Source organism: Mycobacterium sp. 1164985.4 (assembly GCF_001668575.1).
Lineage (GTDB): Bacteria > Actinomycetota > Actinomycetes > Mycobacteriales > Mycobacteriaceae > Mycobacterium.
In genome coordinates this window covers 26,020-52,167 of the sequence record NZ_LZMD01000021.1, presented here as the reverse complement: position 1 = coordinate 52,167, position 26,148 = coordinate 26,020, and the positions used below count along the sequence as shown (strand labels likewise).

The 26,148-nt window shown below is 68.0% G+C and carries 29 protein-coding genes and 1 riboswitch; of the genes, 13 read left to right on the top strand and 16 right to left on the bottom strand.

Annotation, left to right across the window (positions count from 1 at the left end):
* Positions 1 to 22: 22 nt before the first annotated feature.
* A complete protein-coding gene (gene glnX / locus A5650_RS02800) occupies positions 23 to 1,342 on the bottom strand; it encodes a protein kinase G-activating protein GlnX (RefSeq protein ID WP_067286046.1) in 1,320 nt (439 codons plus the stop codon).
* A gap of 111 nt (positions 1,343 to 1,453) precedes the next feature.
* Here glnX and A5650_RS02795 point away from each other — a divergent pair, with 111 nt between their 5' ends.
* Positions 1,454 to 1,954, top strand: coding sequence for an NUDIX hydrolase (locus A5650_RS02795; protein WP_067286044.1), 501 nt, complete (start codon positions 1,454 to 1,456; stop codon positions 1,952 to 1,954).
* Here the strand turns inward: A5650_RS02795 and thiE are convergent.
* Complete coding sequence (thiE, locus tag A5650_RS02790) at positions 1,938 to 2,609, bottom strand: thiamine phosphate synthase (protein WP_067286042.1); 672 nt, start codon at positions 2,607 to 2,609, stop codon at positions 1,938 to 1,940. The genes A5650_RS02795 and thiE overlap by 17 nt on opposite strands.
* 133 nt (positions 2,610 to 2,742) lie before the next feature.
* On the opposite strand from thiE, the gene thiO reads away from it, so the two are divergent.
* The 6 genes from thiO to A5650_RS02760 are packed head-to-tail and all read left to right on the top strand — an operon-like array spanning position 2,743 to position 8,528.
* A complete protein-coding gene (thiO, locus tag A5650_RS02785) occupies positions 2,743 to 3,774 on the top strand; it encodes a glycine oxidase ThiO (RefSeq protein ID WP_197501772.1) in 1,032 nt (343 codons plus the stop codon).
* A complete protein-coding gene (gene thiS, locus A5650_RS02780) occupies positions 3,771 to 3,968 on the top strand; it encodes a sulfur carrier protein ThiS (RefSeq protein WP_067091770.1) in 198 nt (65 codons plus the stop codon). Before thiO ends, thiS begins: the two co-directional genes overlap by 4 nt.
* Positions 3,961 to 4,719: a thiazole synthase gene (locus tag A5650_RS02775; protein WP_067286040.1), complete on the top strand. Its 759-nt coding sequence runs from the start codon at positions 3,961 to 3,963 to the stop codon at positions 4,717 to 4,719. The genes thiS and A5650_RS02775 overlap by 8 nt, the downstream gene beginning before the upstream one ends.
* The gene (locus A5650_RS02770) at positions 4,716 to 5,489 is read left to right on the top strand and encodes an SGNH/GDSL hydrolase family protein (protein ID WP_067286038.1); all 774 of its coding nucleotides are present in this window, start codon (positions 4,716 to 4,718) and stop codon (positions 5,487 to 5,489) included. Before A5650_RS02775 ends, A5650_RS02770 begins: the two co-directional genes overlap by 4 nt.
* A 28-nt stretch (positions 5,490 to 5,517) precedes the next feature.
* Positions 5,518 to 7,053, top strand: a complete 1,536-nt coding sequence (locus tag A5650_RS02765; protein WP_082950579.1) for a M28 family metallopeptidase — start codon at positions 5,518 to 5,520, stop codon at positions 7,051 to 7,053.
* The gene (locus A5650_RS02760; protein ID WP_067286037.1) at positions 7,050 to 8,528 is read left to right on the top strand and encodes a M28 family peptidase; all 1,479 of its coding nucleotides are present in this window, start codon (positions 7,050 to 7,052) and stop codon (positions 8,526 to 8,528) included. The genes A5650_RS02765 and A5650_RS02760 overlap by 4 nt, the downstream gene beginning before the upstream one ends.
* Here A5650_RS02760 and A5650_RS02755 read toward each other — a convergent pair.
* From A5650_RS02755 to A5650_RS02740, 4 genes are read right to left on the bottom strand one after another with little or no spacing between them, the layout of a single operon-like run.
* A complete protein-coding gene (locus A5650_RS02755) occupies positions 8,482 to 9,771 on the bottom strand; it encodes a uracil-xanthine permease family protein (protein WP_067286035.1) in 1,290 nt (429 codons plus the stop codon). The genes A5650_RS02760 and A5650_RS02755 overlap by 47 nt on opposite strands.
* Positions 9,768 to 10,988: an APC family permease gene (locus tag A5650_RS02750; protein ID WP_067286034.1), complete on the bottom strand. Its 1,221-nt coding sequence runs from the start codon at positions 10,986 to 10,988 to the stop codon at positions 9,768 to 9,770. The genes A5650_RS02755 and A5650_RS02750 overlap by 4 nt, the downstream gene beginning before the upstream one ends.
* A gap of 14 nt (positions 10,989 to 11,002) precedes the next feature.
* Entirely contained in the window at positions 11,003 to 11,344 is a 342-nt protein-coding gene (locus tag A5650_RS02745) for a hypothetical protein (protein ID WP_067286031.1), read from the bottom strand.
* Positions 11,345 to 11,357: 13 nt separating this feature from the next.
* Positions 11,358 to 11,582 carry a hypothetical protein gene (locus tag A5650_RS02740; RefSeq protein WP_067286029.1) on the bottom strand — a complete coding sequence of 75 codons (225 nt, stop codon included), beginning with the start codon at positions 11,580 to 11,582 and terminating at the stop codon, positions 11,358 to 11,360.
* A gap of 104 nt (positions 11,583 to 11,686) precedes the next feature.
* Here A5650_RS02740 and A5650_RS02735 point away from each other — a divergent pair, with 104 nt between their 5' ends.
* On the top strand, positions 11,687 to 12,928 hold the full coding sequence (locus A5650_RS02735; RefSeq protein ID WP_067286027.1) for a TetR/AcrR family transcriptional regulator: 1,242 nt from the start codon (positions 11,687 to 11,689) through the stop codon (positions 12,926 to 12,928).
* On the opposite strand, the gene A5650_RS02730 is transcribed toward A5650_RS02735, so the two are convergent.
* The 7 genes from A5650_RS02730 to thiC all read right to left on the bottom strand — a co-directional run bounded on the left by A5650_RS02730 (position 12,895) and on the right by thiC (position 19,029).
* Positions 12,895 to 13,173, bottom strand: a complete 279-nt coding sequence (locus tag A5650_RS02730) for a DoxX-related protein (protein WP_067286025.1) — start codon at positions 13,171 to 13,173, stop codon at positions 12,895 to 12,897. The two genes, A5650_RS02735 and A5650_RS02730, sit on opposite strands and share 34 nt — an antisense overlap.
* A gap of 16 nt (positions 13,174 to 13,189) precedes the next feature.
* Positions 13,190 to 14,677 (bottom strand): flavin-containing monooxygenase, encoded by a 1,488-nt coding sequence (locus tag A5650_RS02725; protein ID WP_067286023.1) that lies wholly within the window; start codon positions 14,675 to 14,677, stop codon positions 13,190 to 13,192.
* A gap of 55 nt (positions 14,678 to 14,732) precedes the next feature.
* Entirely contained in the window at positions 14,733 to 15,470 is a 738-nt protein-coding gene (locus tag A5650_RS27065; RefSeq protein WP_067286022.1) for a septum formation family protein, read from the bottom strand.
* 29 nt (positions 15,471 to 15,499) lie between these two features.
* On the bottom strand, positions 15,500 to 15,949 hold the full coding sequence (locus A5650_RS02715) for a septum formation family protein (RefSeq protein ID WP_067286020.1): 450 nt from the start codon (positions 15,947 to 15,949) through the stop codon (positions 15,500 to 15,502).
* The gene (locus A5650_RS02710) at positions 15,939 to 16,562 is read right to left on the bottom strand and encodes an alpha/beta hydrolase family protein (protein WP_067286019.1); all 624 of its coding nucleotides are present in this window, start codon (positions 16,560 to 16,562) and stop codon (positions 15,939 to 15,941) included. The genes A5650_RS02715 and A5650_RS02710 overlap by 11 nt, the downstream gene beginning before the upstream one ends.
* A complete protein-coding gene (gene thiD / locus A5650_RS02705) occupies positions 16,559 to 17,395 on the bottom strand; it encodes a bifunctional hydroxymethylpyrimidine kinase/phosphomethylpyrimidine kinase (protein WP_067286017.1) in 837 nt (278 codons plus the stop codon). Before thiD ends, A5650_RS02710 begins: the two co-directional genes overlap by 4 nt.
* Positions 17,392 to 19,029: a phosphomethylpyrimidine synthase ThiC gene (thiC, locus tag A5650_RS02700; RefSeq protein WP_067286016.1), complete on the bottom strand. Its 1,638-nt coding sequence runs from the start codon at positions 19,027 to 19,029 to the stop codon at positions 17,392 to 17,394. Before thiC ends, thiD begins: the two co-directional genes overlap by 4 nt.
* Positions 19,023 to 19,131: riboswitch (TPP riboswitch) on the bottom strand. It overlaps the preceding gene by 7 nt.
* Positions 19,132 to 19,297: 166 nt before the next feature.
* On the opposite strand from thiC, the gene A5650_RS02695 reads away from it, so the two are divergent.
* A complete protein-coding gene (locus A5650_RS02695) occupies positions 19,298 to 21,064 on the top strand; it encodes an MFS transporter (RefSeq protein ID WP_067286013.1) in 1,767 nt (588 codons plus the stop codon).
* Here the strand turns inward: A5650_RS02695 and A5650_RS02690 are convergent.
* From A5650_RS02690 to A5650_RS02680, 3 genes are read right to left on the bottom strand one after another with little or no spacing between them, the layout of a single operon-like run.
* Entirely contained in the window at positions 21,034 to 21,849 is an 816-nt protein-coding gene (locus tag A5650_RS02690) for an exodeoxyribonuclease III (RefSeq protein ID WP_067286011.1), read from the bottom strand. The genes A5650_RS02695 and A5650_RS02690 overlap by 31 nt on opposite strands.
* A 3-nt stretch (positions 21,850 to 21,852) precedes the next feature.
* Positions 21,853 to 22,746, bottom strand: coding sequence for an N-acetylglutamate synthase, CG3035 family (locus tag A5650_RS02685; RefSeq protein ID WP_231992499.1), 894 nt, complete (start codon positions 22,744 to 22,746; stop codon positions 21,853 to 21,855).
* 2 nt (positions 22,747 to 22,748) lie between these two features.
* Positions 22,749 to 23,342: a peptide deformylase gene (locus A5650_RS02680; RefSeq protein ID WP_067082465.1), complete on the bottom strand. Its 594-nt coding sequence runs from the start codon at positions 23,340 to 23,342 to the stop codon at positions 22,749 to 22,751.
* 136 nt (positions 23,343 to 23,478) lie between these two features.
* Between A5650_RS02680 and napA the strand changes: the two genes are divergently transcribed.
* From napA to A5650_RS02660, 4 genes are read left to right on the top strand one after another with little or no spacing between them, the layout of a single operon-like run.
* Positions 23,479 to 23,787: a nucleoid-associated protein NapA gene (napA, locus tag A5650_RS02675; protein ID WP_064351385.1), complete on the top strand. Its 309-nt coding sequence runs from the start codon at positions 23,479 to 23,481 to the stop codon at positions 23,785 to 23,787.
* Positions 23,788 to 23,827: 40 nt separating this feature from the next.
* On the top strand, positions 23,828 to 24,286 hold the full coding sequence (locus tag A5650_RS02670; protein WP_067286009.1) for a LytR C-terminal domain-containing protein: 459 nt from the start codon (positions 23,828 to 23,830) through the stop codon (positions 24,284 to 24,286).
* Between the two features lie 10 nt (positions 24,287 to 24,296).
* Entirely contained in the window at positions 24,297 to 25,031 is a 735-nt protein-coding gene (gene sodC, locus A5650_RS02665; RefSeq protein WP_067286007.1) for a superoxide dismutase[Cu-Zn], read from the top strand.
* The gene (locus tag A5650_RS02660) at positions 25,012 to 26,145 is read left to right on the top strand and encodes a glutamate--cysteine ligase (RefSeq protein ID WP_067286178.1); all 1,134 of its coding nucleotides are present in this window, start codon (positions 25,012 to 25,014) and stop codon (positions 26,143 to 26,145) included. The genes sodC and A5650_RS02660 overlap by 20 nt, the downstream gene beginning before the upstream one ends.
* Positions 26,146 to 26,148 lie beyond the last annotated feature (3 nt).

Sequence of the window (26,148 nt, the reverse complement as noted above, 5' to 3'; positions counted from 1 at the left end):
CTGTTCTTCGCGCAAGCGCTCATCACCGGTACTCACTTAGCCTCGGCCACAACCCCAGCGCCACCGCGATCGCGGCGACGACGCTGAGCACCGCGGCACCGACGGTCGCGCCCGACAGCACCCGGTGCGCGTTGACGATGTCGTTGCGCAGCTGCCCACGGCTCTTCTCGATGCCCTGGCTCAGCGCCTCGTCGAGCTTGTTGAACGCAGGAGTCGAGTCGTCCTCCCCGGTGCCCAGCGCGACCTGCGTGGCGGCCTGGTAATTGCCCACGCTGATGTAGGCGTTGATCCGGTCGTCGGCGGCGCGCCAGCGCTTCAACAACTGTTCGGCCTCGCCGAGGTCGGTCTTGTCGATGGCGTCATCGCGGGCCAGATAGTCCGAAAGCTGTTGCTGCATCATGTCGATGCGCTGGTAGTACGACTGCTTACGTACGGTCTCGTCGCCGCGGCGGATCAACGACAGCGTCTCGTCGGCGCGGGCCTGCTGCGCCGTGATGGCCAGGTTGGTCACGGTTTTCAGCGATTCGGCCGCGGTGTCTTTGGCGCTGCGGCTGTCCGACGTCGAGATGACCAACGCGGTGCCCACCCAGATGAGCATCGTCAGCACCGCCAGGCCGCCCGCGACGAACCCGATGTTGATCCGCCTGCGCGTACGCCGGGCCAGCCACCGGTTGGCGAACACCCCGAACAGCAGCGTCGCCAGCACCACCAGGATGACCGGCCCGGGGATGCGGGTCGACGCGCTGGTCTCGACGTCCACCCGCGCCGAAGTCTCCTCGTAGAGCCGTTGCGCCCCCGGCAGGATCTGCGTCTGCATCAGCGCCGACGCCTCAGACAGGTACGACGACCCGACCGGATTACCCGAGCGGTTGTTGGTGCGGGCGGTCTCGACCAGTCCCGTGTAGATCGACAACTCGGCATTGATCCGCCCGAGCAGCTGCACCAGATCCTCGTCGGTGAGCCCACTCGACGCCCGCGTCACGGCGACCGACGCGTCCGTGATCGCCTGCTCGTAGCGCTGCCGGACATCGCGCGGTTCCGCGCCGGCGATGAACGCCGTCGCCGCGGCGGCGTCCGCCACGGACAGCGTCGTGTAGAGCTGCCCCGCAGCGAACGACAGCGGCTCGGTGTGGTTGAGCACTGTCATGAGCGCCTGCTGGCGGTCGTTGATCGTGGTCGACGTGGCGAACGCGCTCGCAATGACGAGTGCCGACAGCACGATCCCAATGGTCAGGATCCGCCCGGGCGTGGTCCACAGAAACCACCAGCGTTGGTGTGCCGGTGTCGACGGGGCCCGCGATGCGAGCGGCTCCGTCGACGGGTGCGCCAACTCCACAGTCACGTGCGCGCGGACCTCATCAGCATCGCTTTCCGGCTCGTCGTTACGACCGCTCCCACTGTATGAAAGAAGTCTAAGAGTTTCCGGCAGGCCGGGCGGCCCTATTGTTGAGGCGTGCGTGGCGACGGTGACGGATGGGTGGTTTCCCAAGGCCAGGCCTACTGGGGCAGATACGGCGCAGCCGGACTACTGCTGCGGGCACCCGGCCACAACGGGACCGCGGTGGTGTTGCTCCAGCACCGCGCGGCGTGGAGCCACCAGGGCGACACCTGGGGTTTGCCCGGCGGCGCCCGCGACAGTCACGAGACCGCCGAGCAGGCCGCGATCCGCGAGGCCCACGAGGAGGCGGGGCTGCCCGCCGAGCAGCTGACGGTGCGCAAGGTGGTCCAGACCAAGCTCGTCGCGGGCGACGAGGTGAGCTGGAGCTACAGCACGGTCATCGCCGATGCCCCCACGATGCTGAACACCGTGCCGAACCGCGAGAGCGCCGAGCTGCGCTGGGTGGCCGTCGACGAGGTCGCGGCGCTGCCGCTGCATCCCGGGTTCGCCGCCAGCTGGGAGCAGCTGCGCGACGAGATCGCCTCGATTCCCCTGCTGGTCAACCGGCAGCTCTGAGCGCCGCCTTCAGCGCTGCGGCCGCCGCCTGCGGATCTTCGGCGCCGGTGATCGCGCGGACCACGACGATGCGGCGCGCGCCGGCGGACACCACCTGCGGTAGCCGGTCGGCATCGATCCCGCCGATCGCGAACCACGGCTTGTCCGTACCGAGCTGGGCGGCGTGGCGGACCAGGTCGAGGCCCGGTGCCGGGCGGCCCGGTTTGGTGGGCGTGGGCCAACAGGGGCCGACGCAGAAGTAGTCGACGGGTTCGTCGACCGCCGCGGCGACCTGATCGGCGTCGTGGGTGGACCGGCCGATCACCGTCCGATCACCGACGATGCCGCGCGCCACCGTCAGAGGGAGGTCGTCCTGGCCGAGGTGCAGCACGTCGGCGCCGGCGGCCAGTGCGATGTCGGCGCGGTCGTTCACGGCCAGCAGGGCCCCGTGGCGCCGGGCCGCATCGGCGAGCACCTCGAGCGCCTCGAGCTCCTGACGCGCCTCCAACGGGCCGAACCGCTGTTCGCCGGGCGAGCCCTTGTCCCGCAACTGGATGAGGTCGACACCGCCGCCCAGCGCCGCGTCGGCGAACTCGGCGAGGTCGCCCCGCTCGCGGCGGGCGTCGGTGCACAGGTACAGCGACGCGCCGGCCAGGCGTTCCCGAGGTTCGTGCACACCGCGACGCTAGCGACTCATCGTTCGGAGGATGCCCGGCGGGTAGTGTGGGTTGACGAACGCGGGAGTCCCGGGAGCGGGGACTGAGAGTGGGCATGCGCACCTGCCCTTACCGTCGCACCTGATCCGGGTCATGCCGGCGAAGGGAGGGAAGTTGACCAAAGCAAGCCTGGCCGTGATCGGCGGCGGCGTCATCGGGTTGGCCGTCGCGCGGCGTGCGCTGATCGCCGGTTGGGACGTTCGGGTGCACCGAACCGACGACCGCGGCGCGTCGTGGGTCGCCGGTGGCATGCTCGCCCCCCACAGTGAGGGCTGGCCCGGCGAGGAGAAGCTTCTGCAGCTCGGGCTGGAGTCACTGCACCTGTGGCACGCCGGATTCCTCGACGGGCTGCCCGACGACGTCGTCACTGCACGCGAGTCGTTGGTGGTCGCCGTCGACCGTGCCGACGCCGCCGACCTCAAGACTGTTGGGGAATGGCTTGCCGCCCAAGGCCATCCGGTGACGGCGACGACGTCCGCGCGCGACATCGAACCGATGCTGGCCCAGGGCATTCGGCACGGCTTTCGCGCCGAAACCGAACTCGCCGTTGACAATCGGCTGGTCGTGCAGGCGCTCGGCGCCCTGTGTGAGCGGCTCGGGGTGCAGTGGGCGCCGCCGGTTGCCGACCTCGCCGCGGTGCAGGCGGACGCCGTCGTGATCGCCAACGGTATCGACGCGCCGAAGCTGTGGCCGGACTTGCCGATCCGGCCGGTCAAGGGCGAGGTGCTGCGGTTGCGGTGGCGCCGCGGCTGCATGCCGGTGCCGCAACGGGTCATTCGGGCGCGGGTGCACGGCAGGCAGGTCTACCTCGTGCCGCGGGCCGACGGCGTCGTTGTCGGCGCCACGCAGTACGAGCACGGCCGCGACACCGCGCCCGCGGTGGCCGGGGTCCGGGAACTGCTCGACGACGCCTGCGCGGTGATGCCCGCGCTCGGCGAGTACGAACTCGCCGAATGCGCCGCGGGTCTGCGGCCGATGACCCCGGACGGATTACCGCTCGTCGAACGCCTCGACGAGCGCACACTGGTCGCGGTGGGCCATGGGCGCAACGGGTTTCTCCTCGCGCCTTGGACGGCCGAACGGATCGCGGCCGAACTCGATGTCACGGTTGGAGCAATCAGGTGAAGGTTCTCGTCAACGACGAAGCGGTGGAAGTGGATGCGGCGACGACGGTCTCGGCGCTGCTCGAGCGACTCGGTTTTCCGGAGAAGGGCATCGCGGTCGCGGTGGACTGGTCGGTGCTGCCGAAGTCGGAGTGGGACACCGCGTTGTCCGACGGCGCCCGCGTCGAGGTGGTGACGGCGGTGCAGGGTGGCTGATACGAAGCTGACCATCGCCGGTCGCGAATTCGGATCTCGGCTCATCCTCGGCACCGGCGGTGCGGCGAACCTCGCGGTGCTGGAGGAAGCACTCGTCGCGTCGGGCACCGAGCTGACGACCGTGGCGATGCGGCGCGTGGACGCCTACGGCGGTACGGGCGTGCTCGAACTGCTCAACCGGTTGGGCATCACGCCGCTGCCGAACACCGCGGGCTGCCGCGGCGCGGCTGAGGCGGTGCTCACCGCGCAGCTCGCCCGCGAGGCGCTGAACACCGACTGGGTGAAGCTGGAAGTCATCGCCGACGAACGCACGCTGCTGCCCGACGCCGTCGAACTGGTCGGGGCGGCCGAGCAATTGGTCGACGACGGTTTCACCGTGCTGCCCTACACCAACGACGATCCGGTGCTCGCCCGCCGGCTCGAGGACGTCGGGTGCGCGGCGGTGATGCCGTTGGGCTCGCCGATCGGAACGGGTCTGGGCATCGCCAATCCGCACAATATCGAGATGATCGTCGAGGCCGCCTCGGTTCCCGTGGTTCTCGACGCCGGTATCGGTACCGCGAGCGACGCCGCGCTGGCGATGGAATTGGGTTGTGACGCCGTTCTTCTGGCCAGCGCCGTGACACGGGCGGCCGACCCGCCGACCATGGCCGCTGCGATGGCGGCTGCCGTCACCGCGGGCCATTTGGCGCGCCAGGCCGGCCGCATCCCGAAGCGGTTCTGGGCGCAGGCGTCCAGCCCGACTCGATGAGTCGTTATGTAGCGCTGGGAAGTTCGATGGCGGCGGGACCGGGAATCGGTCCCCGCGCCGACGGCGCGCCTTGGGCCGCCGGCCGCTCGGCGCGCAACTATGCGCATCTCGTCGCCGCGACGCTGGGCCTCGACCTCGTCGACGCGACATACTCCGGGGCCACGACCGCCAACGTGCTGCATGAACCGCAACGCGGCACGCCGCCGCAGATTTCGGCCTTGGACGGCTCCGAGGAGCTGGTGACCGTGACCATCGGCGGCAACGACGTCGGCTATGTGCCGATGCTGTTCGCCGCGGGACTGCCGCGCATCGCCCGCCGCCTGCCGCTGCTGGGAGGCGTGTTGCGCGCTCAGCTCGACCCACGGGCGCGCGACGACGCGCTGGCCGAGGTCGGCGCGTCGCTCGTCGAGGTCGGCCGAACCGTGCGGTCCCGCGCACCGCACGCGACGGTGCTGTTCGTCGACTACCTCACGTTGCTGCCGCCACCCGGTGTGCCCGCACCGCCGTTGCCCGACACCGACGTCGCGATCGGACGCCGCATCGCCGAAACCTTGGAGCGGCTGACCGCGGAGGCGGCCGCCGCGACCGGTTGCGGGCTCGTGCGGGCCGCCGAGCACAGCCGCGCACACCACGCGTGGTCGGCCGAACCGTGGACGACGCGCTTCGGATTGACCGACTTCCTGAGGCCGGGCAAGCCCGCACCCCTGCACCCCAACGCCGCGGGTATGCGGGCCGTGGCCGACCTCATCGTCGCGCGGCTGACGGGCTAGCGCCGCGGCGACGCTAACGTAGTGGGCAATGAGCCAATCAAAGGTTTCGAAAACCTCGAGAACGTCGAAAGCGATCGCCCTGATCTCGGCCGCCGTCGTCGTGCTCGGAGGCTGTGGCAGGGACAGCGAACCGCAGCCGACGGTGCAACCGCCCACCACGCAGGCGGGGGTGTCACCTGCCGCTGTGGACTTCGCCAGAGGTCTCGCCCAGCGCACGTCCGCCGACGCCATCTACCAGCATCTGGTCCGGCTGCAGCAGATCGCCGACGACAACGACGGCAACCGGGCGCTCGGCACACCGGGTTACGACGCCAGCGTCGAATACGTCGCGAATACATTGCGGGACAAAGGATTCGACGTCGAGACACCCGAGTTCGATGTGCGACTGCCGTTCGCCGACGAGCCCGCGCTGACCGTCGGTGGTGACGGGGTCAAGGCCAAACCGCTGAACTTCACCATCGGCACGCCGCCGGGCGGTGTGTCGGGTCCGCTGGTGCTCGCCCGCGTCGAAGACTCGCCGGGCTGCACGGGCTCGGACTACGACGGTCTGCCGGTCAAGGGTGCGGTGGTTCTCGTCGACCGTGGCAAGTGCCAGTTCTCGGAGAAGGAGAAGGCGGCCGCCGAACGCGGCGCGGTGGCGCTGATCGTCGCCAACAACGAGAACGACGACGAGATGGGCGGCACCCTCGGCGAAGACACCGACGTGACCATCCCGGTCGTCAGCATCACCAAGGCCGAGGGTGATCGGCTCCGGACCGAGCCGGGCGATGTCTCGCTGAAGCTCAACGCGGGTGTGCGCGAGGAACGCACACGCAACGTCATCGCCCAGACCAAGACGGGCGACACCCACAACGTCGTGATGGCCGGAGCCCATCTGGACAGTGTCCCCGAGGGGCCGGGTATCAACGACAACGGATCGGGCGTGGCTGCCGTTCTGGAGTCCGCGCTGCAGCTGGGCAGTTCCCCCGACGTCCAGAACGCGGTACGGTTCGGGTTCTGGGGCGCTGAGGAGGTCGGGTTGTTCGGATCGAACAACTATCTGGAGTCGTTGGATGTCGATGCCCTCAAGGACATCTCGCTCTACCTGAACTTCGACATGGTGGGCTCCCCCAACCCGGGCTACTTCACCTACGACGGCAACCAGTCGATCCCACCCGACGAGGAAGGCGCGATCAGCCGGGTGCCCGAGGGATCGGCGGGTCTGGAACGCACGCTGGTGGACTACCTCGATGCGGCGGGGAAACCGGCGGAGGACACCAGCTTCGACGGCCGCTCCGACTATGACGGGTTCACCCTCGCCGGCATCCCTTCCGGCGGCACCTTCTCGGGCGCCGAGGAGAAGATGACCCCCGAACAAGCCAAATCGTGGGGCGGCGAAGCGGATCAGGCGTTCGACCCCAACTACCACAAGGCGTCGGACAACCTCGAGCACATCGACCGCACCGCACTCGGCATCCACGGCGCCGGGGTGGCCTACGCCGTCGGCATCTATGCCCAAGACCAGGGCGGCCCGAACGGAATTCCCACGCGCGACCTCCGCGTCCGGCACCCGCTCGCATCATGAGGACGTGGGCGGCCTCCCTCCGTTTCGCCGGTATGGCGGGAGTCGTGGTCGGAGCCGTCGCGGCCCTGACGTCCTGCTCGTCGCCGGAGCCACCGCCGCCGTCTCCGCGGGAGGTAGCCGACCAGGTCACCGCGGACGGCATGTACACCCACCTGCACAAGCTGCAGGAGATCGCCGACACCAACGGCGGTAACCGTGCCGACGGCACTCCCGGCTACGACGCGACAGTCGACTACGTCTCACAGTTTCTGCGCGACAAGGGTTTCGACGTCGAGACACCTGAGTTCGAACTGCTGGACCGTAGTCAGGGCGGCAACCCGTCGATGCGGGTTAGCGGGCGCGAATATCCCGTCGACCAAGCCTCCCTGCTGATCACCACGCCGCCCGGCGGGCTCAGCGCCGTCACGCTCCGGCCGACGCGGGCCGCGGGCTGCCGGGCGGCCGACTACGACGGAACGTCGGTACGCGGCGCGATCGCGATCGTCGACGACACCGGCTGTTCGGTCGTCGCCAAACAGAACGCGGCGGTGTCTGAGGGCGCCGTCGGCCTTCTCGTCGTCAGCTCGCCGGGCAGCAGCGGCAGCCCCGCCGGCCTGTTCACCCCCGGCTACTACCAGGACCTGACAGTCCCCGTCGGAGTCATCGGTCGCGAGGCCGACGCCGCGTTGCGGCGCACCACGGCACCGGTGCGACTGGTACTCGACCGCAAACCGGTGATGAAGAAGACCCGAAACATCGTGGCGCAGACCAAGACCGGCGATGCCCGCAACGTCGTGCTGGCGGGCGCGCATCTCGACAGCTCGCCGGTGAGCCCGGGGATCAACGACGACGGAACCGGCATCGCGGCGTTGCTCGAGACCGCGGCCGCCCTCGGATCCGGGCCGCCGGTCGCCAACGCCGTCCGCTTCGTGTTCTGGGCGTCAGAGGAGAACGGGCTGGCCGGGCCGACGAAGTACGTTCAGGGACTCTCGCCGGACGAACTCCGCGACATCGCACTCTATCTGGGCTTCGACATGCTCGGCTCGCCGAACGCCGGCTACTTCACCTACGACGGCGACCAATCGGCCCAGCCCAACCCCGCGATCCCCGCGCAGTCGGTTCCCGAGGGGTCGGCCGGTATCGAGCGGACGCTGGCCGGCTTCCTCAACCTGGCGGGGGTCCGGCCGGCCGACATGCCGCTGAGCGAATTCACCGACTATTACCCGTTTCTCACCGCGGGGGTGCCGGTCGGCGGCCTGACGGCCGGTTCGTCACAGCGCAAGACGGAGATCCAGGCCCGTCTGTGGGGCGGGCGCGCGGGTATGCCATTCGATCCGAACTATCGGACCAAACGCGACACCGCCGAGAACGTGAACCGCGATGCCCTGTCGGTGTTGGGGCCTGCCGCCGCCCATGCAATCGCCCGCTACGCGCAGTCGGTCGACGGCGTCAACGGCGTTCCGCCTCCGGATCAGCGGAAGCGGAGCACTCGCTAGCCTGCCGGAATCCCAACAGCCGCATGCCGTGATACACCGCCAGCGCGGCGATCGACCCCAGCGCGATCCCGGTGAACGTCAAACTGCCTGCGTTCCACGTGAAGTCGGCGATGCCGATGATCAGCGGAACGGCCGCGGTCATCTGGTTGATCGGTTTGGAGAAGTCGACCCGGTTGGTCAACCAGATCCGAACTCCCAGCACACCGACCAGACCGTAGAGTACGACGGTCGCGCCGCCGAGTACGCCGGCCGGAATGGCCGAGATCGCCGTGCCGACCTTCGGGCACAGCGACAGCAGGATCGCCACCGTGCCCGCAACCCAGTACGCCGCAGTCGAATACACTCGCGTCGCCGCCATCACGCCGATGTTCTCGGCGTAGGTGGTCGTGGCCGAACCCCCGCCGAAACCGGCCAGCGTCGTGGCCACACCGTCGGCGGCCAGCGCCCGGCCCATCACGGGGTCGACGTCGGTGTCGGTCATCTGACCGACCGATTTGACGTGGCCGATGTTCTCGGCGATCAGCGCGATCACCGCGGGCAGGAACATTGGCAGCACCGCGAGGGTGAACGTCGGGGTCTGGAACTCCGGCAGCCCGAGCCACGGGGCGGCGGCGATCGCCGCGGTGTCGATCTCACCGAGCGCCAGCGCGAGGAGGTATCCGACGAGAACGGCCGCGAAGATGGCCAACCGGCCGATGATGCCGCGGAAGAAGGCCAGCGTCGAGACCAGCAGCACCAGCGTGATGAGACCGACCAACGGACCCTGTTCGAAGTTGGCCTTGGCCGACGGTGCCAGGTTGAACCCGATGAGCGTGACGATCGCCCCGGTGACCACCGGGGGAAGGGTCACGTCGAGCCAGTGCGTGCCGACCAGGTGGACGAGACCGCCGATCGCGATCAGCGCGAGGCCCACCGCCACGAGACCGCCGAGGGCGCTTCCGGTTCCGTGTGAGGCCACCGCCGCCGTGACCGGCGCGATGACCGAGAAGCTCGACCCCAGGTAGCTGGGCAGCCGATTGCCCGTGATGAGCAGGAACAGCACGGTTCCGACACCGGAGAACAGCAGCGTCGTCGCGGGAGGGAAGCCGGTGAGCACGGGGACCAGGAAGGTCGCGCCGAACATCGCCACCACGTGTTGGGCGCCGAGCCCGATCGTCCGGCCCCAACCGAGACGTTCGTCGGGTGCGACGACGAAGTCGTCACCGGAATCTGCCTCGACGTGCTTCCAGGTCAGCTCGATCACGGTCTAAGACGGTAAGCCAGCGCGCCCACGAGCACCACGCAAGCGCCGGCCAGCACCGACGGGACAGGCAATAGCAACGCCAGCAGCAGGCAACCCGCCAGCCCCACCGCCGGGATCGCTCGGCGACCCAGCGTCCAGGCCGACGCGTTGGCGATCGCGTAGTAGACGAGCACCGTGAACGAGGAGAATCCGATCGCGTTGCGCACGTCGACGGTCGCGGCCAGTACGGCGACGACCACGCCGACGACGACCTCGGCGCGGTGCGGGCTGCCGAATCGCGGGTGCACATGGGCCAGGGCGGGCGGCAGGTGACGATCGCGCGCCATCGCCAGCGTCGTGCGGGACACCCCGAGGATGAGCGCCAGCAGCGATCCGAGCGCCGCCACCGCGGCACCGACCCGCACGAGAGGCTCCAGGGCCCCGAACCCCGCCGCCCGCACCGCGTCGGCCAGCGGCGCGGTGGCCGACGCCGTTGCCGCACTGCCCAATTCGGACAGAACAGCGACGGCGACCAGAGCGTACACCGCGAGCGTGATGGCCAGCGCCAACGGGATCGCGCGGGGGATGGTGCGGGCCGGATCGCGGACCTCCTCGCCCAGCGTCGCTATCCGCGCATAACCGGCGAACGCGAAGAACAACAACCCGGCGGCCTGCAACACGCCGCCGACGGAGGCGTCGGTGCCGATCGACAACCGGCCGGCGTCGACGTCTCCGAAGCCCAGGATCGTCACCACCACGGTGCCCAGCACCGCGAGTACCAGTCCGACGATGACGCGGGTGAGAAGCGCCGACTTGCGGATGCCTGCGTAGTTCACTGCCGTCAGTGCGACGACCGTCCCGACCGCGATCCCCCGGGCGGCATGCGGCCAGACGTAGTAGCCGACGGTGAGGGCCATCGCCGCGCAGGACGCGGTCTTGCCGACGATGAAGCTCCACCCCGCGGTGTAACCCCAGAACTCGCCGAGCCGTTCACGCCCATAGACGTAGGTGCCGCCCGACTGTGGGTACCGCGCGGCGAGCCGGGCGGATGAGGTCGCGTTGCAGTACGCCACGACGGCGGCGACCGCCAGACCGATCAGCAGCCCCGATCCGGCGGCCGCCGCGGCGGGCCCCAGGGCGACGAAGATGCCCGCACCGATCATCGAACCCAGTCCGATGACCACGGCGTCGAAGGTGCCGAGTCGCCGAGGCAGCGCTGGGCCCGCCGGCGTGCTCACGCCGGAATGCTAGATCAGGCGTTGTCGTGGTGCGCCTGCAACGACTGGCGCGCCGACGTCGTGGCGGACGCGACGAGGGCCAGCAGCAGCGCGGCCCCGCCAGCCAGGGCCAGGGGGATGGTCCACAGCCGTCGCGTCAGCAGCGCCGTCTCGCACTGGTCGACGTAGTCGCCGCCGCCGGTGGCCGCGGCCGCCTGCGCCAGGTCGGACAGATACCCCGTCCCACATTTGATCTGGAATCCGTACTGGTCGTAGCTGTCCAGGAACACCGGAAAGTTCAACGCCAGCAGGGCGCCGGCCAGCACGATGGCGGCGATGATGCCGGTCCAGGCGAGGCGGTGGTGGTGGTCGGACAATGTGTTCCCCCGTTCATGTCATGCAGACATCGGCGAACAGCAGCACGGGCCAGGAAACGATCGCCCCCAGATACGAGACGACCAGGTCGGCGCCGTTCATCTGCCGCAGGTGGTCGGTATGGGTGGTCGACCAGAACACACCGACCAGCAGGTACGGCGTGCCGAGGACGAGGGCCACCGTGATCAACTCGCCGATCGTGACCTGAAAGCCCAGGAACTTGCGGAGCGCGCCGAACACCCCATTATGTTAATCGCGATTCTGCGTCCTCTGGCAAGTTCGCGCCGACCCTTACCGGTGAACTCGACCGGTGTGGGGGCACGCGGTCCGATATCGTGTCTGCCATGTCCCGCACTCGGCCGGCGAGCGGTGACGCGGTCCGGCGCCGGCCGAAGGACCGCAAGGCCCAGATCGCCCGGGCATCCGCCGAGGCATTCAGCACGCTGGGGTTTTACGGCGTCAGCATGGAGTCGATCGCGTCGCGGGTCGGGATCTCGGCGGCCGCACTGTATCGGCACTACGCCAGCAAGTACGACCTGTTCCGCGACGCGGTGCTGAACCTGGGCCAGCAGCTGGTGGACGCCACTGCATTCGCCGACGACGCCGACCTCGAAGACCCGCAGGTGCATCTGCGGCGGCTTGCCGACGCGCTCGTCGAGACGGCACTGGCGAACCGGGAGTCGGGTGGTCTGTACCGCTGGGAGGGCCGCTATCTGCGCGGCGACGATCAAGCGTCCCTGATCGCGCAGATGCGCACGGTCAACCACCGCATCCAGCGTCCGATCCGCGCCATGCGCCCGGACCTGACCTCGCGGCAGGGGTGGACGCTGTCCATCGCGGTGCTGTCGGTCGTCGGCAGCATCGTCGACCATCGGGCCAAGCTGCCCGCCGCCCAGGTCCGGTCGCTGATCTCCGATCTCGCGGTCTCCCTGACGGCCACGGAGCTGCCGGATGGCGACGACGTCGCCGAGAAGCCGGTCGCGCCGGTCTCCACCGGTGTCGAGCCGTCGAAGTATGAAGCGCTGCTCAACGAGTCGATGCGCCTGTTCAACAGCAGGGGGTACCGCGACACGGGCATGGAAGACATCGCCGCGGCCGTCGGGATGCCCGCCTCGGGGATCTACCGTTACTTCGCCGGCAAGAGCGACATCCTCGCCGCGGCCTTCCGTAGGGCGGCGGACCGGCTCTCCGAGGAGCTCACGGCGATCACCGGAGCGATCGCGGACCCCGAGGACGCGCTCGGCACCGTCATCGACGCCTACGTGGCCAGGTCGTTCGCGCAGCCGGAATTGGAGTACGTCTACTACACCGAGCGACTCAACATGTCGCCCACCGATCAGAAGATCCTGCGAAACATGCAGCGCGCCAACGTCGAATCGTGGGTCGAATTGGTGGTCGCCGTGCGACCGGAGTGGACGCCGGGCCAGGCCCGGTTCGCCGTCCACGCGGCCATGTCACTGGTGATCGATCTGGGCCGGCTGATGCGGTACACCAACTCACCGCAGAACCGTGCGGTGCTGCAGCGGCTGCTCGATATGACGCTGCTGGGGCGCTACCGGTTGCGCGCCGCGTTGCCCGCCAAGTAGGCGAGGTAGCCGACGGTCCCGAGCAGCGCCAGCTTGCGGGTCTTGCGCGCGGCCAGCCCGAGCCCGAGCGCCGTCTCGAGGGCGCCGTTGACGTAGATGTACTGCTGGGTGTTGCGCGGGAACGCCTGCGCGGTCACCGACTCGAACAGCTCCGGTCTGACGAAATGCGCGAGACCGATGCCGGCGACACCCAGGCCGGCCAACGTGGCCGCCCGCGAACCGCCGCCCGAATCCTCATGAGACACAGCTGTTCCTCTCCGTTCAGGCGAACTGGTAATCGCTCAGGGGATACTGGGACGCCTCTTTGATGGCCCTGCGGGTCGAGGTCGGCTGCAGCAGCGTGGCCTCGCCGTTCGGATCGAAGTAATAGGACCGCGAACCCGCGCAGTGCCCGGCCATGAACACCGAATGGCCGATCAATTCCGTCATGCGGTCCAGGTACCGCGCGTTGGCTTCCTCGGTGACCTCGAACGTCGTTGCGTCACGTCGCTGCATCTCGCCGAAGAGCCGATCCATGTGGCGCATCTGGTATTCCATCGTGTTGAAGAAGTTCAATCCGAGAAACGCGTATGGGCTCGCCAGGCTCAGATAATTGGGGAAGTAAGGGACCGTGACACCCTGGTAGGCCTGAAAACGGGTGTCGCGCCACCACTTACCGAGGTTGCGCCCCGCGCGCCCGACGATCTCGATCGCCGGGAAGTTGGCCTCCCACAGATCGAAGCCGGTAGCCAGCACCAGCGTGTCGATCTCGGTCTTGGTGCCGTCGCTGGCGACGATGCCGTCGGCTTCGATGTGATCGATTCCCGAAGTCTGCAGGTGCACATGGGGTTTGGTGAAGACGCGGTAGTAGCTGTTGGAGAACGTGGGGCGTTTGCAGCCGAAATCGTAGTCCGGTGTCAGCTGCTTGCGCAGCTCGGGATCGCGAACCGAGAAGAAGCGGTGCATCTTCGCCACATCCGACGCCGCGACGTTGAGCCGCCGGAACAGCAGTCGGCTGTGGCGCAAACCGACATAGAGGAAGAACTCATAGATCACATCGGTGACCGCCCGAAGTGCGCGCTGCGTCAACGGAATCCGCGCGAACAACCGCTTGACACCGTCGGAGATCGGAAAATCGAGTCTAGGCACCACCCATACCGGCGTCCGTTGATAGACGGTCAGGTCCGACACCTTCTTCGCCAGCTCGGGGATGAGCTGCACCGCCGTCGCGCCGGTGCCGATGACCGCTGCGCGACGGCCCGTCAGTTCGTAGGTGTCATCCCAGTCGGTGGTGTGGATGATCTTGCCCGCGAAGCTCGCGATACCCGGGATGTCGGGCGTGTGCGGTTGTGACAGGAAGCCGGTGGCGGTGATCAGGTAGCGCGCCGTCAGCGACTCACCGTCGGCCAACGCGACCCGCCACACGTCGGCCTCTTCCTCCCAGCACGCACCTTCGACGGTGGTGTTGAACCGCATGTGCCTGCGCACGTCGTACTTGTCGGCGACGTCGCCGGCATACTGCTTGATCTCGGTGCCTGTGGAGTACAACCGTGACCAGTTCGGGTTGGGTTCGAAGTAGTACGAGTAGGTGGTCGTCGGCACGTCCACCGCCAATCCGGGGTAGTGATTGACGTGCCAGGTGCCGCCCAGGTCGTCCTCGCGGTCGAGGATGACGAAGTTCTCGTAGCCCAACCGCTTGAGCTGGATAGCCGCGCCGATCCCCCCGAAGCCGGCGCCGACGATGACGGCGTCGAATTGTTCGGAAGTCATGCAAAAAACGGTACCTCAGGCAGCGAATACGGCCCGTCGGCGTGCCGAAGCGACCTCAGCCCTTTATCGTTCCGGACCGCGGTGGGTCGAGGGTCGCGATGCAGGTCACGGCGCGGTCGCCCTGCTCCCACGTCTCGGCAGTGGGATAGAGCACATACAGCTGCACGGACGCGTCCGTCATTGCGGTCGGCGCGTAGGCGGCCAGTTCGGGACTGCATTTCTCGGCGTAGGCGTCGATCGCCGCTTGGCCCGGGAAGTCGCCGTCGGGCATCTGGAGCACCGCGAAGACCTCGCCGGCGTGGTCCTGATCACAACCGACCGTCTTCACGGTCAGCACCCGGGTGTTCGACGGGATCTCGGCCAGGCAGTCGCCCTCCTTGACGTCGGTCGCGGTCACGGTCCCGTTGCCGAGCAGGAAGTAGACGAGCAGGCCGACGACGAGCCCGACCACCCACAGCGCCGACAGCACCAGGCCCGCGATCGCCATGCCGCGACCGCCCTGGCCCTCCCTGGCCTTCCTCAGGCCGACGACGCCGCAGACGACGCTGACCAGTACGCCACCGAGCAGACCGAAGATCAGCGAGATGACGGCCCACCAATTCGTGGACCGCTGTTGGGGCGGCGGGTAATAGGACGGCTGCTGCGAGTACGGAGGCGGCGGCGGTGGCGGGTAACCCGCAGGGGGTGGCGGTGGCGGCGGATACGCGGCCGCGGGCCGCGCGTACGGATCGGGCGGTTGGCCCCCGTAAGGCGGCGGTCCGTACGGCGGGGGAGGGCCCGGCGGCGTGGTCACGCGAGCAACCGTAGCGCGGCGATCGCCATCTAGCTGCGGATCGATCCCCAGCGCTCGTTCTTGGCCATCGCGACGCAGACCACCGAACGCGACCCTTCGGACCAGGCCTGCGCGCTCGGAATGCCGAGTGCGAGCCGAAAGGTCGGGCCCTCGGGGATGTTCGGTGCGTAGTCGAACAGCTTTCCGCTGCACTGGTCGCCGAGCCGCCTCAGCGCGTCCTCGCCGGGATACTCGCGGGTGTCAGGTGCGCGCACGATCGCGAAGACCTCCCCGTAGTGCGGGCCTTCGCACGTCACCCGTTTGACTTCGTGCGGCAGGACGTCGTTTTCGGACGCCCGCACACAGTCACCGAGCGCCAGGAGGTCGGCCCGCACCGGAGCCGTCAGCCGGGGCGCGACGATGTAAAACCAGCCGATCGTCGCGAGCGCGACGACGCCGATGACGACGACCCCGACGATCACCCAGTGGCTAGGACGCACCTAGCAACCGTAATGCCGCATCGACCGCCAGCGCGGGCACATCGAGCGACTTGGAGCCCAGATCATGCCGGGCACCGGTGATCTCGACGATCTCGCTGCGCGCGCCGATCAGCGCTGCCGCGGGCCGCAATTCGTCGATCGAACCGAACGGGTCGGCGGTGCCGTGGGTGAACACCGTCGGTACCGGGATGCGCGGAAGGTGTTCGGTGCGGGCACGTTCGGGCTTACCGGGCGGGTGCAGCGGATAGGAGAACAGCGTCAGCACGGCGATATCGGCCGCCCCGTCGGCGACCGCCATCGAGGTCATCCGGCCACCATAGGAGTGCCCGCCCGCGATGACCGGACCGTCGACGAGTGTGTGGGCCAGGTCGACAGCCTCGACCACTCCGGCCTGATCGGCCTTGGCGGATCCGGACGGTGGCCCCTTGGGGCGGCGGCGCCGGTACGGCAGGTTGTAGCGCACCGCGAGCCAACCGCGCGAAGCCCACTCGTCGCACAGCCTGATGAGCAGCGGCGCCTCCTTGCTTCCGCCCGCGCCGTGGGTGAGAACGACAGCACCTGCGGGGTCACCGTCGGGCTCGTGTGCGACACCCGCGATGGCCTCCAGATTCACTCGACCAACCGGAACAGCGCCGACACCGGGCCATGCCCGTGTCCCAACGGATAAGCGGCGCGCAGACATTCGGTCACCCAGCGTTTGCCGAACGCGACGGCCTCAGGGACGGAATAGTCGTGCGCCAGCGCGCTGGCGATGGCCGCTGCCAGCGTGTCCCCGGCGCCGTGATCGTGTCCGGTGGTGATGCGCGTGGCGTCGAACTCGTGGAACTCTGTGCCGTCGAACAACAGATCGGGGCTCTGTGCCGAGGCGCGCAGGTGCCCACCCTTGACCAGCGCCCACTGCGGTCCGAGGGCGTGCAGCGCGCGGGCGGCCTCCCGCTGGGTGGCGTCGTCGACGACGTCTATGTCGACGAGCAGGCGCACCTCGTCCAGATTCGGGGTGACCAGGGTGGCTAACGGGAACAGTTGTGTCCGTAGCGAATCCAGAGCACTGGGATGCAGGAGGGGATCGCCGTGCATGGAGGCGCACACCGGGTCGAGTACCAACGGCACCGAACCCGCCAGGCCGTGCGCTCGCCAGGCGTCGGCGACGGTGTCGATGATGTCGGACGACGCGAGCATTCCCGTCTTGGCTGCCTGGACGCCGATGTCGGAGGCCACCGCTTCGATCTGTCCGGCGATGACGTCGAGCGGGATCTCGTGAAAACCCTTGACGCCGAGCGAGTTCTGAATAGTGACGGCCGTGACCGCGACCAGGCTGTGCACCCCGAGCAGCGCGAATGTGCGCATGTCGGCCTGGATGCCGGCACCTCCGCCGGAGTCGGAGCCGGCGATGGTCAGCACCCGCACCGGTGTGACGCCGGGCTCGGACAGCGGCAGATAGCTCATGCCAGCGGCAGGTATACGCGGTTGCCGTGTTCGGCGAATTCGCGTGACTTCTCGTCCATTCCCATCTGCATGGCGGCTTCGATCGCCTCCTCGCTGTCGAGGCCGTGCGCGGCGGCGTAGTCGCGGACGTCCTGGGTGATCCGCATGGAACAGAACTTCGGCCCGCACATCGAGCAGAAGTGCGCTGTCTTCGCCGGTTCGGCGGGCAGCGTCTCGTCGTGGTACTCACGCGCGGTGTCGGGATCGAGCGACAACGCGAACTGGTCCTTCCAGCGGAACTCGAAGCGCGCGCGGGACAACGCGTCGTCGCGCTCCTGGGCGTGCGGGTGGCCCTTCGCGAGATCTGCGGCGTGCGCGGCGATCTTGTAGGCGATGACCCCGTCCTTGACGTCCTTGCGGTCGGGCAGGCCCAGGTGTTCCTTCGGCGTCACGTAGCACAGCATCGCGGTGCCCGCCTGGGCGATGATTGCCGCGCCGATGGCGCTGGTGATGTGGTCGTAGGCGGGGGCGATGTCGGTCGCCAACGGGCCCAGGGTGTAGAACGGCGCCTCCTCGCACCACTCCTCCTCGAGCCGCACGTTCTCCACGATCTTGTGCATCGGCACATGACCGGGGCCTTCGATCATCACCTGCACCCCATGCGATTTCGCGATCTTGGTGAGCTCGCCGAGGGTACGCAGCTCGGCGAACTGTGCAGCGTCGTTGGCGTCGGCGATCGAACCGGGCCGCAGCCCGTCACCGAGTGAGAACGTCACGTCGTAGCGCTGTAGGATCTCGCACAGTTCTTCGAAGTGGGTGTAGAGGAACGATTCGGTGTGGTGCGCCAGGCACCAGGCGGCCATGATGGAACCACCGCGGCTGACGATGCCGGTCACGCGCTTGGCCGTGAGCGGAACGTAGCGCAGCAGCACACCGGCGTGCACCGTCATGTAGTCCACGCCCTGCTCGCACTGTTCGATCACGGTGTCGCGGTACAACTCCCAGGTGAGCGCGGCGGGATCACCATTGACCTTCTCCAGCGCCTGGTAGATCGGCACGGTGCCCACGGGCACCGGGGAGTTGCGCAGGATCCACTCGCGCGTGGTGTGGATGTCGCGGCCGGTGGACAGGTCCATGATCGTATCGGCGCCCCACCGGGTGGCCCACACCATCTTCTCGACCTCTTCGGCGATCGAACTGGTCACTGCCGAATTGCCGATATTGGCATTGACTTTCACCGCGAAGGCCTTGCCGATGATCATCGGCTCGGTCTCGGGGTGATTGTGATTGGCGGGTATGACGGCTCGGCCCGCGGCGACCTCGTCGCGGACCAACTCGGCGGGGACGCCTTCGCGGGCCGCGATGAAGGCCATCTCGGCGGTGATCTCGCCGGCGCGGGCCCGCTGCAGCTGGGTGCCGCGGTCGCGCACGACGCCGGGCCGTGCCGGCAGGCCCGCCTGCAGATCGAGATTTGCGGTCGGGTCGGTATACGGACCGGAAGTGTCGTACAGGTCGAGGTGTTCGCCGTTGGACAAGTGCACCCGGCGGAACGGCACCTTCGCGCCGGGCACCCCGTCGAGTTCGCGGTAGATCTTTGTGCTGCCCTCGATGGGGCCGGTGGTCACGGTGACAGAACCATTCGCGACGTGCGTCATCTGATCAATCTCCCTACGCCGGCATTACCCGGTCAGGTTCGTACGGTCGACGGGCCCACCCGTCCTCTCAGCGCACTGGTGTGCGCTCCCGTGTGTGGACGCCTGCCACGCTAGCGCAGCCGCGGCGTCGAAGGGAGTACGAAATCGCGCGGATTTGTGGGTGAGTAATTTGTATAGCTAACATATGTGTTTCCGCCATTGCGGCGCCCATCGACCCGGAGCGAAGTGGACAGCGACAGCGATGACCCCTGAGACCACAGAGCCTGCGATGGCGCCCGACGCCGAGACGGCGCTCACCGAAACGACGCGTCGTCGGATGCTGATGGACCACGATCACCCGCGATACAAGTGGATCGCCTTGTCCAACACGACGCTGGGCATGCTGCTCGCCGCGATCAACGCCTCGATCGTGCTGATCTCGCTGCCGGCGATCTTCCGCGGCATCGGCTTGAACCCGCTGTCGCCTGCCAACGTCGGCTATCTGCTGTGGATGCTGATGGGCTACCTGGTCGTCACCGCGGTGCTGGTGGTGTTCTTCGGACGCCTCGGCGACGTCTTCGGCAGGGTCCGTATCTACAACCTCGGCTTCGCCGTTTTCACCGTCGCGGCCATCGCGTTGTCCTTCGACCCGTTCCAACTCGGCGGCGGGGCGATGTGGCTGATCGCCTGGCGTGTGGTCCAGGGTGTGGGCGGTGCGATGCTGATGGCATCGTCGGGCGCCATCCTCACGGATGCGTTCCCCGCCAATCAGCGGGGCATGGCGCTGGGGGTGAACATGACGGCCGCGGTGGCCGGGTCGTTTCTCGGCTTGCTGATCGGCGGAGTGCTCGCCGAGATCCATTGGCAGGCGATCTTCTGGGTCGGTGTGCCCATCGGGCTGCTCGGCACGGTGTGGAGTTATCGGTCGCTGCGCGAACTCGGTGTGCGGACGCCGGGGCGGCTCGACTGGGCCGGCACCCTGACGTTCGGCATCGGCCTGACCGCGCTGCTGGTTGGCATCACCTACGGCATCCAGCCCTACGGCAATTCGTCCACGGGATGGACGAATCCGTGGGTTCTCGGATCGATCATCGGCGGGTTCGGGCTGCTGGTCGCGTTCTGCGTCATCGAACTGCGGGTGCCGCAGCCGATGGTCAACATCCGGCTGTTTCGGTCCACCTCGTTCGGGATGGGCAATCTCGCCGGGCTGATGTCCTCGGTCGGCCGCGGCGGCCTGCAGTTCATGTTGATCATCTGGCTGCAGGGCATCTGGCTTCCGTTGCACGGCTACGACTTCGAATCGACGCCGCTGTGGGCAGGCATCTATCTTCTGCCCGCGACGTTCGGCTTCCTGATCGCGGCGCCGCTTGCCGGCTCGTTGGCCGATCGATTCGGCGCCCGGTGGTTCACCGTCGGCGGAATGCTGCTGATGGCCGTGTGTTTCGTCGCCCTGGTGATGATCCCGGTGAATTTCGACTACTGGGTCTTCGCGGTCCTGGTCTTCTTCAACGGCTTGGGCGGCGGCATCTTCACCGCCCCGAACACCGCGGCGATCATGTCGAGCGTGCCCGCCGCCGAACGCGGCGCCGCGTCGGGCGTGCGGTCGACGTTCTTCAACGCCGGCTCGGCGCTGTCGATCGGCATCTTCTTCTCGCTGATGATCGTCGGCCTGGCCAACACGCTGCCCGAGGCGCTCAATGCGGGCCTGCAGGAGCAGGGGGTCTCCGCGCCTGTGGCGCATGACGTGGCCAACCTGCCTCCGGTCGGGAGCCTGTTCGCGGCCTTCCTCGGCTACAACCCGATGGCCGAACTCCTCGAGCCCTACCACGCGCTTCAGCAGCCCGGTGTGGATGCCGAAACCCTGACGGGCCAAACGTTCTTCCCGCATCTGATCACCGGACCGTTTCACAGCGGGCTGGTCGTCGTGTTCATCGCCGCGGCGGTGATGATGCTCATCGGGGCGGTGGCGTCGATCTTCAACCCCGGGAATTACGGCGACCAAGCGAACGAGAACGCCGCCTCCGGTCAGGCCAGTTCGATCAAGACCGGGGCGTGATCGCTCGGCGCCCCGACGCGGTCCTTGCCGCTCTTGCGTTCATCGCGGACGATCTCGGCGTGGGTGACGCGCTCGGCGAGTGCGGGTGAGCCGAGTATGAAATCGATGCGCATACCGCGGTTCTTCGGGAACCGCAGCTGCGTGTAGTCCCAGTACGTGAAGACCGCCGGTCCGGGGGTGAACGGCCGAACCACATCCGCGAAACCCGTCTCGACCACCGCGTTGAAGGCAGCGCGCTCGGGTTCGGTCACGTGGGTGCTGTTGCGGTAGAACTCCACACTCCACACGTCCTCGTCGGTGGGCGCGATGTTCCAATCGCCGACCAGCGCGATCTGGGCCGCCGGATCGTCGGACAACCACTTCTGTGCCGTATTGCGAAGCGCATCAAGCCATTCCAGCTTGTACGCGTAGTGCGGGGAGCCGACGAACCGGCCGTTCGGCACGTAGAGGCTCCACACGCGGACGCCGTTGCACGTGGCGCCGAGCGCGCGGGCCTCCGCGGCCGCCTCCACTTCGGGTTTGTCGCTCCAGCTCGGTTGGTCGTCGAACCCGACCTGCACGTGGTCGATGCCGACGCGGGACGCGATCGCCACGCCGTTCCACTGGTTGAACCCGCAGTGGGTGACCTCGTAACCGGCCGCGAGGAACGGCATGACGGGGAACTGCTCGTCGTTGCACTTGGTCTCCTGCATCGCCAGCACGTCGACGTCGGCGCGCTCGAGCCAGTCGGTGACCCGCTCGACACGGGCCCGAATCGAGTTGACGTTCCAGGTGGCGATCCGCATGGCCTACAGGCTACGAGCGTCGACGTAACGGCTGCGGTGCTGCGTCGTGAAACCCATCGACCGGTAGAGGCCGAGCGCCACCGCATTGTCGACGAGAACCTGCACGTAGCCGCGGGTGGCCGTTCGTTCCGCTCCCCAGTGCAGGAGTGTCGTGCACAGCGCACGCGCCAGCCCCCGGCCGCGGGCCTGTTCGTCGACGCGCACCGCCGACAACCCCACCCAGCGCCGACCGTCCGGCGCCGTCGTCACCGCGGCCCTGCCCACGGCCGCGCCGGGAATCGTCGCGAACGCGACCTCGCCGTCGACGACGGCGGTCAGGACCTCGACGGGCACGTCGCGGCGATACAGGTCCAACCACTGCGCGTCGGGGGTCGGGGTCAGGCGCACCCGCTCGTCGGTCACTGCATGAGGCAAATCGCTTGTCATGAACTCGGTTTCGAGGTGGGGCGGGACGGGAGCCGCGCCGAACAGCCGATCGGGCACCGAGAGCCACGGCGTCAGCCCCCGTTCGCCGTACCAGTCGACGATCGCCGCGATGGCCGTCGCGTCGGCGTCGAAGCCAAGCGGCACAGCGGAGTTGGCGCGGTGAGTGTAACCGTCGGCGGCGCGTAACAGCCAGCCGTCGAGCCACTTCTGTTCGACACCGGGCCACGCCATGGCCGCCGCGTGTTCAGTGTTGCGGATGTCGGCGGTGCGCACCGGCGCGGCAGTAAGCGCCTTGACGGCCACGATGTCGTCGACTGCGACCTGCACCACGGCACCCGACTTCGTTCGGATGCGAAGTGTCGCACCGACATCGACGACGTGTCCGATCAAGTCGGTCAGCGGTGGGGTCGAACCGGCCGGCCGCCGGTAACGCACCATCACCCGCGTTCCGACCGTGGGCAGCTCGCCCACGGTCAGTGACCGAACGGATCGGGATCCTTACCGGGCATCCACGACAGCCCCGGCACACCCCAGCCGTGCGATTTCACCGCGCGCTTGGCGCTACGCGCATGCCTGCCGACCAAGCGGTCCAGATAGAGGAAGCCGTCGAGGTGGCCGGTCTCATGCTGCAGCATCCGGGCGAACAGGTCGGTGCCCTCGAGGGTGATCGGATTGCCTTCGGCGTCCAGACCCGTCACCCGAGCCCAGTCGGCCCGCCCCGTCGGGAAGGACTCCCCGGGCACCGACAGGCAACCCTCGTCGTCGTCGTCCGGATCCGGCATGGTCTCTGGAACCTCGGAGGTTTCGAGCACCGGGTTGACGACCACGCCGCGGCGGCGGGTCAGACGACCGCGCACCTCGGCGCAGTCGTAGACGAACACCCGCTTGGACACCCCGATTTGATTCGCGGCCAAGCCAACCCCGTTCGCCGCGTCCATCGTGTCGAACAGGTCGGCGATCAAATCCGCGAGATCGGGGGGCAGTGAACCGTCCTCTCCGACCGGCACCGGCTCGGTGGCCGTGTGCAGGACGGGATCTCCTACGATGCGGATCGGAACGACTGCCATGCGCAAAATCTTAGGTCGGCAATGCTTGCCGGCCGACTCGCGGGCATGTCGAAGCGCTCATCGGCCGATCACGTGGTTGAATGAGCGCCGAACCACAGCGATGTCATTCAAGTTGTCGGAAGGGTCCAAGAGCCAGATGGACGGCGCGATCGCGCGGACTGAACAATCCGGAGACAACTCTGAACTCTCCGACGGACTGACCCGGCGCGAGCACGACATTCTCGCGTTCGAGCGGCAGTGGTGGAAGTACGCCGGCTCCAAGGAAGACGCCATCAAGGAGTTGTTCTCCATGTCGGCCACCCGCTACTACCAGGTCCTCAACGCCCTCGTGGACCGGCCGGAGGCGCTCGCCGCCGATCCGATGCTGGTCAAACGGCTGCGACGGCTGCGGGCCAGCAGGCAGAAGGCGCGGGCGGCGCGCCGCCTCGGCTTCGACGTCACCTGAGTTACCCGGGCCGCGTGGCCCGCTCGATAAGGTGGGCGCAATGAACCAGCGAGATTCGTCGGGGCTGCCGCTGCGCGCCATGGTGATGGTGTTGCTCTTCCTGGGCGTCGTGTTCCTGTTGATCGCGTTCCAGGCAATGGGTTCTGACAGCGACGACGACGACGCGCCACCGCTGGCCACGACCACCATGTCCACGACGCCGACTACCTCGGCCACGCCCAAACCCGCCGAGGCCGAGGTGCGGGTGTTCAACATCTCCGCAGTGCAGGGCGCGGCGGAGGGCGCCGCCGGGCGGCTGCGCGAAGCCGGCTGGAACGTCACCGAGACCGGCAACCTCGAACTGCCGGAGGTCACGGCGACCACCGTGTACTTCAGCGACGCCCCCGGCGAACAGAAGGCCGCAGAAGAGGTGGGGCGTCTGCTCGAGGCGCCCGTCGAACCGCGGCTGCCCGCACTCGCCGAACAACCGCCGGGCGTCATCGTGGTGGTCACCGGTTAGGCTCTTGCACATGTTCAAGACCGTCGCCGCCGCTGCCTTGTTCGCAATTCCCGCTTTGGCCTTGAGCGCCTGCTCGTCACCCGAGGAGCCCAGCAACGTTCAGGGCACCCCGCCGCCCGTGTGGACGGGTTCGCCGCCTCCGTCGGCTCCGCCGGGTGAGGGCGGCGGCCACGGTGGCGGACAGGGCCAGGGTCAGAATCCAGGCCAAGGCGAGGGTCAGGGCTCCGGTGAGACCCTCAGCGCCGAACTGAAACTGGCCGACGGCACGCCGGTGGCCACCGCCGACATCCAGTTCAGCGGCGGCTACGCGACGATCACCGTCGAGACCAAGGCATCGGGCAAGCTGACTCCCGGCTTCCACGGCATGCACATCCATCAGGTCGGCAAGTGTGAGGCCAACTCGGTCGCGCCGACCGGCGGTGCGCCGGGGAACTTCAACTCCGCGGGTGGGCACTTCCAGGTGCCCGGCCACAGCGGCCACCCGGCCAGCGGCGACCTGTCGTCGCTGCAGGTCCGCGAGGACGGTTCGGCGAAGGTGGTGACAACCACCGACGCATTCACCGCCGAGGAACTCACCTCCGGCGCGGGAACCGCGATCATCATCCACGAGAAGGCGGACAACTTCGCCAACATCCCGCCGGAGCGCTACCAACAGGTAAACGGTGACCCGCCGCCGGATGCGACCACTCTGGCGACCGGTGACGCCGGATCGCGGGTGGCATGCGGTGTTATCCGTACCGGCTAACAGCCATATTGACTTCGTCGGCTCGCCGCGACCCACGGTCGGGGTCGAGTGGGAGTTCGCTCTTGTCGACGCGACGACGCGGGATCTGAGCAACGAGGCCACCGCGGTCATCGAGGAGCTTGGCGAGAACAACCCGCGCGTGCACAAAGAGTTGCTGCGCAACACCGTCGAGATCGTCACGGGCATCTGCGATTCGGTGCCCGAGGCCATGGAGGACCTGCGCTCGACGCTCGGGGCGGCACGCGAGATCGTCCGGTCCCGCGGCATGGAGCTTTTCTGCGCGGGCACCCACCCGTTCGCGAAGTGGTCGCCGGGCAGCCTGACCGACGCCCCGCGCTACGCCGAACTGATCAAGCGCACCCAGTGGTGGGGCAGGCAGATGCTGATCTGGGGCGTGCACGTCCATGTCGGAGTCCGGTCCGCGCACAAGGTGATGGCGATCAACACCTCGCTGCTCAACCACTATCCACATCTGCTGGCCCTGTCGGCGTCCTCCCCGTTCTGGGATGGTCAGGACACCGGCTACGCGTCCAACCGGGCAATGATGTTCCAGCAGTTGCCGACGGCAGGCTTGCCGTTCCACTTCCAAACGTGGGCTGAGTGGGAACGGTTCGTGTACGACCAGAAGAAGACCGGCATCATCGATCACATGAACGAGATCCGTTGGGACATCCGGCCTTCGCCGCACATCGGCACCGTGGAGGTACGGGTCTTCGACGGTGTGTCCAATCTGCGCGAGCTGAGTGCGTTGGTGGCGTTGACGCATTGCCTGGTTGTCGACCTCGACAGGCGGCTCGACGCGGGTGAGTCCTTGCCGACCATGCCGCCGTGGCACGTGCAGGAGAACAAGTGGCGCGCAGCGCGTTACGGCTTGGACGCGATCATCATTCAGGACGCCGACAGCAACGAGCGCCTGGTTACCGAGGATCTCGACGAGCTGCTCAACCGTCTTGAACCGGTCGCTGCGTCGCTGCACTGCGCCGACGAACTCCGCCGGGTCGCGGAGATCTACACCTCCGGCGCGTCGTATCAACGCCAGCGCCGCGTCGCCGAGGAGCACGACGGTGACCTGCGTTCCGTCGTCGACGCCCTGGTCGCCGAACTGGATTTGTAGACG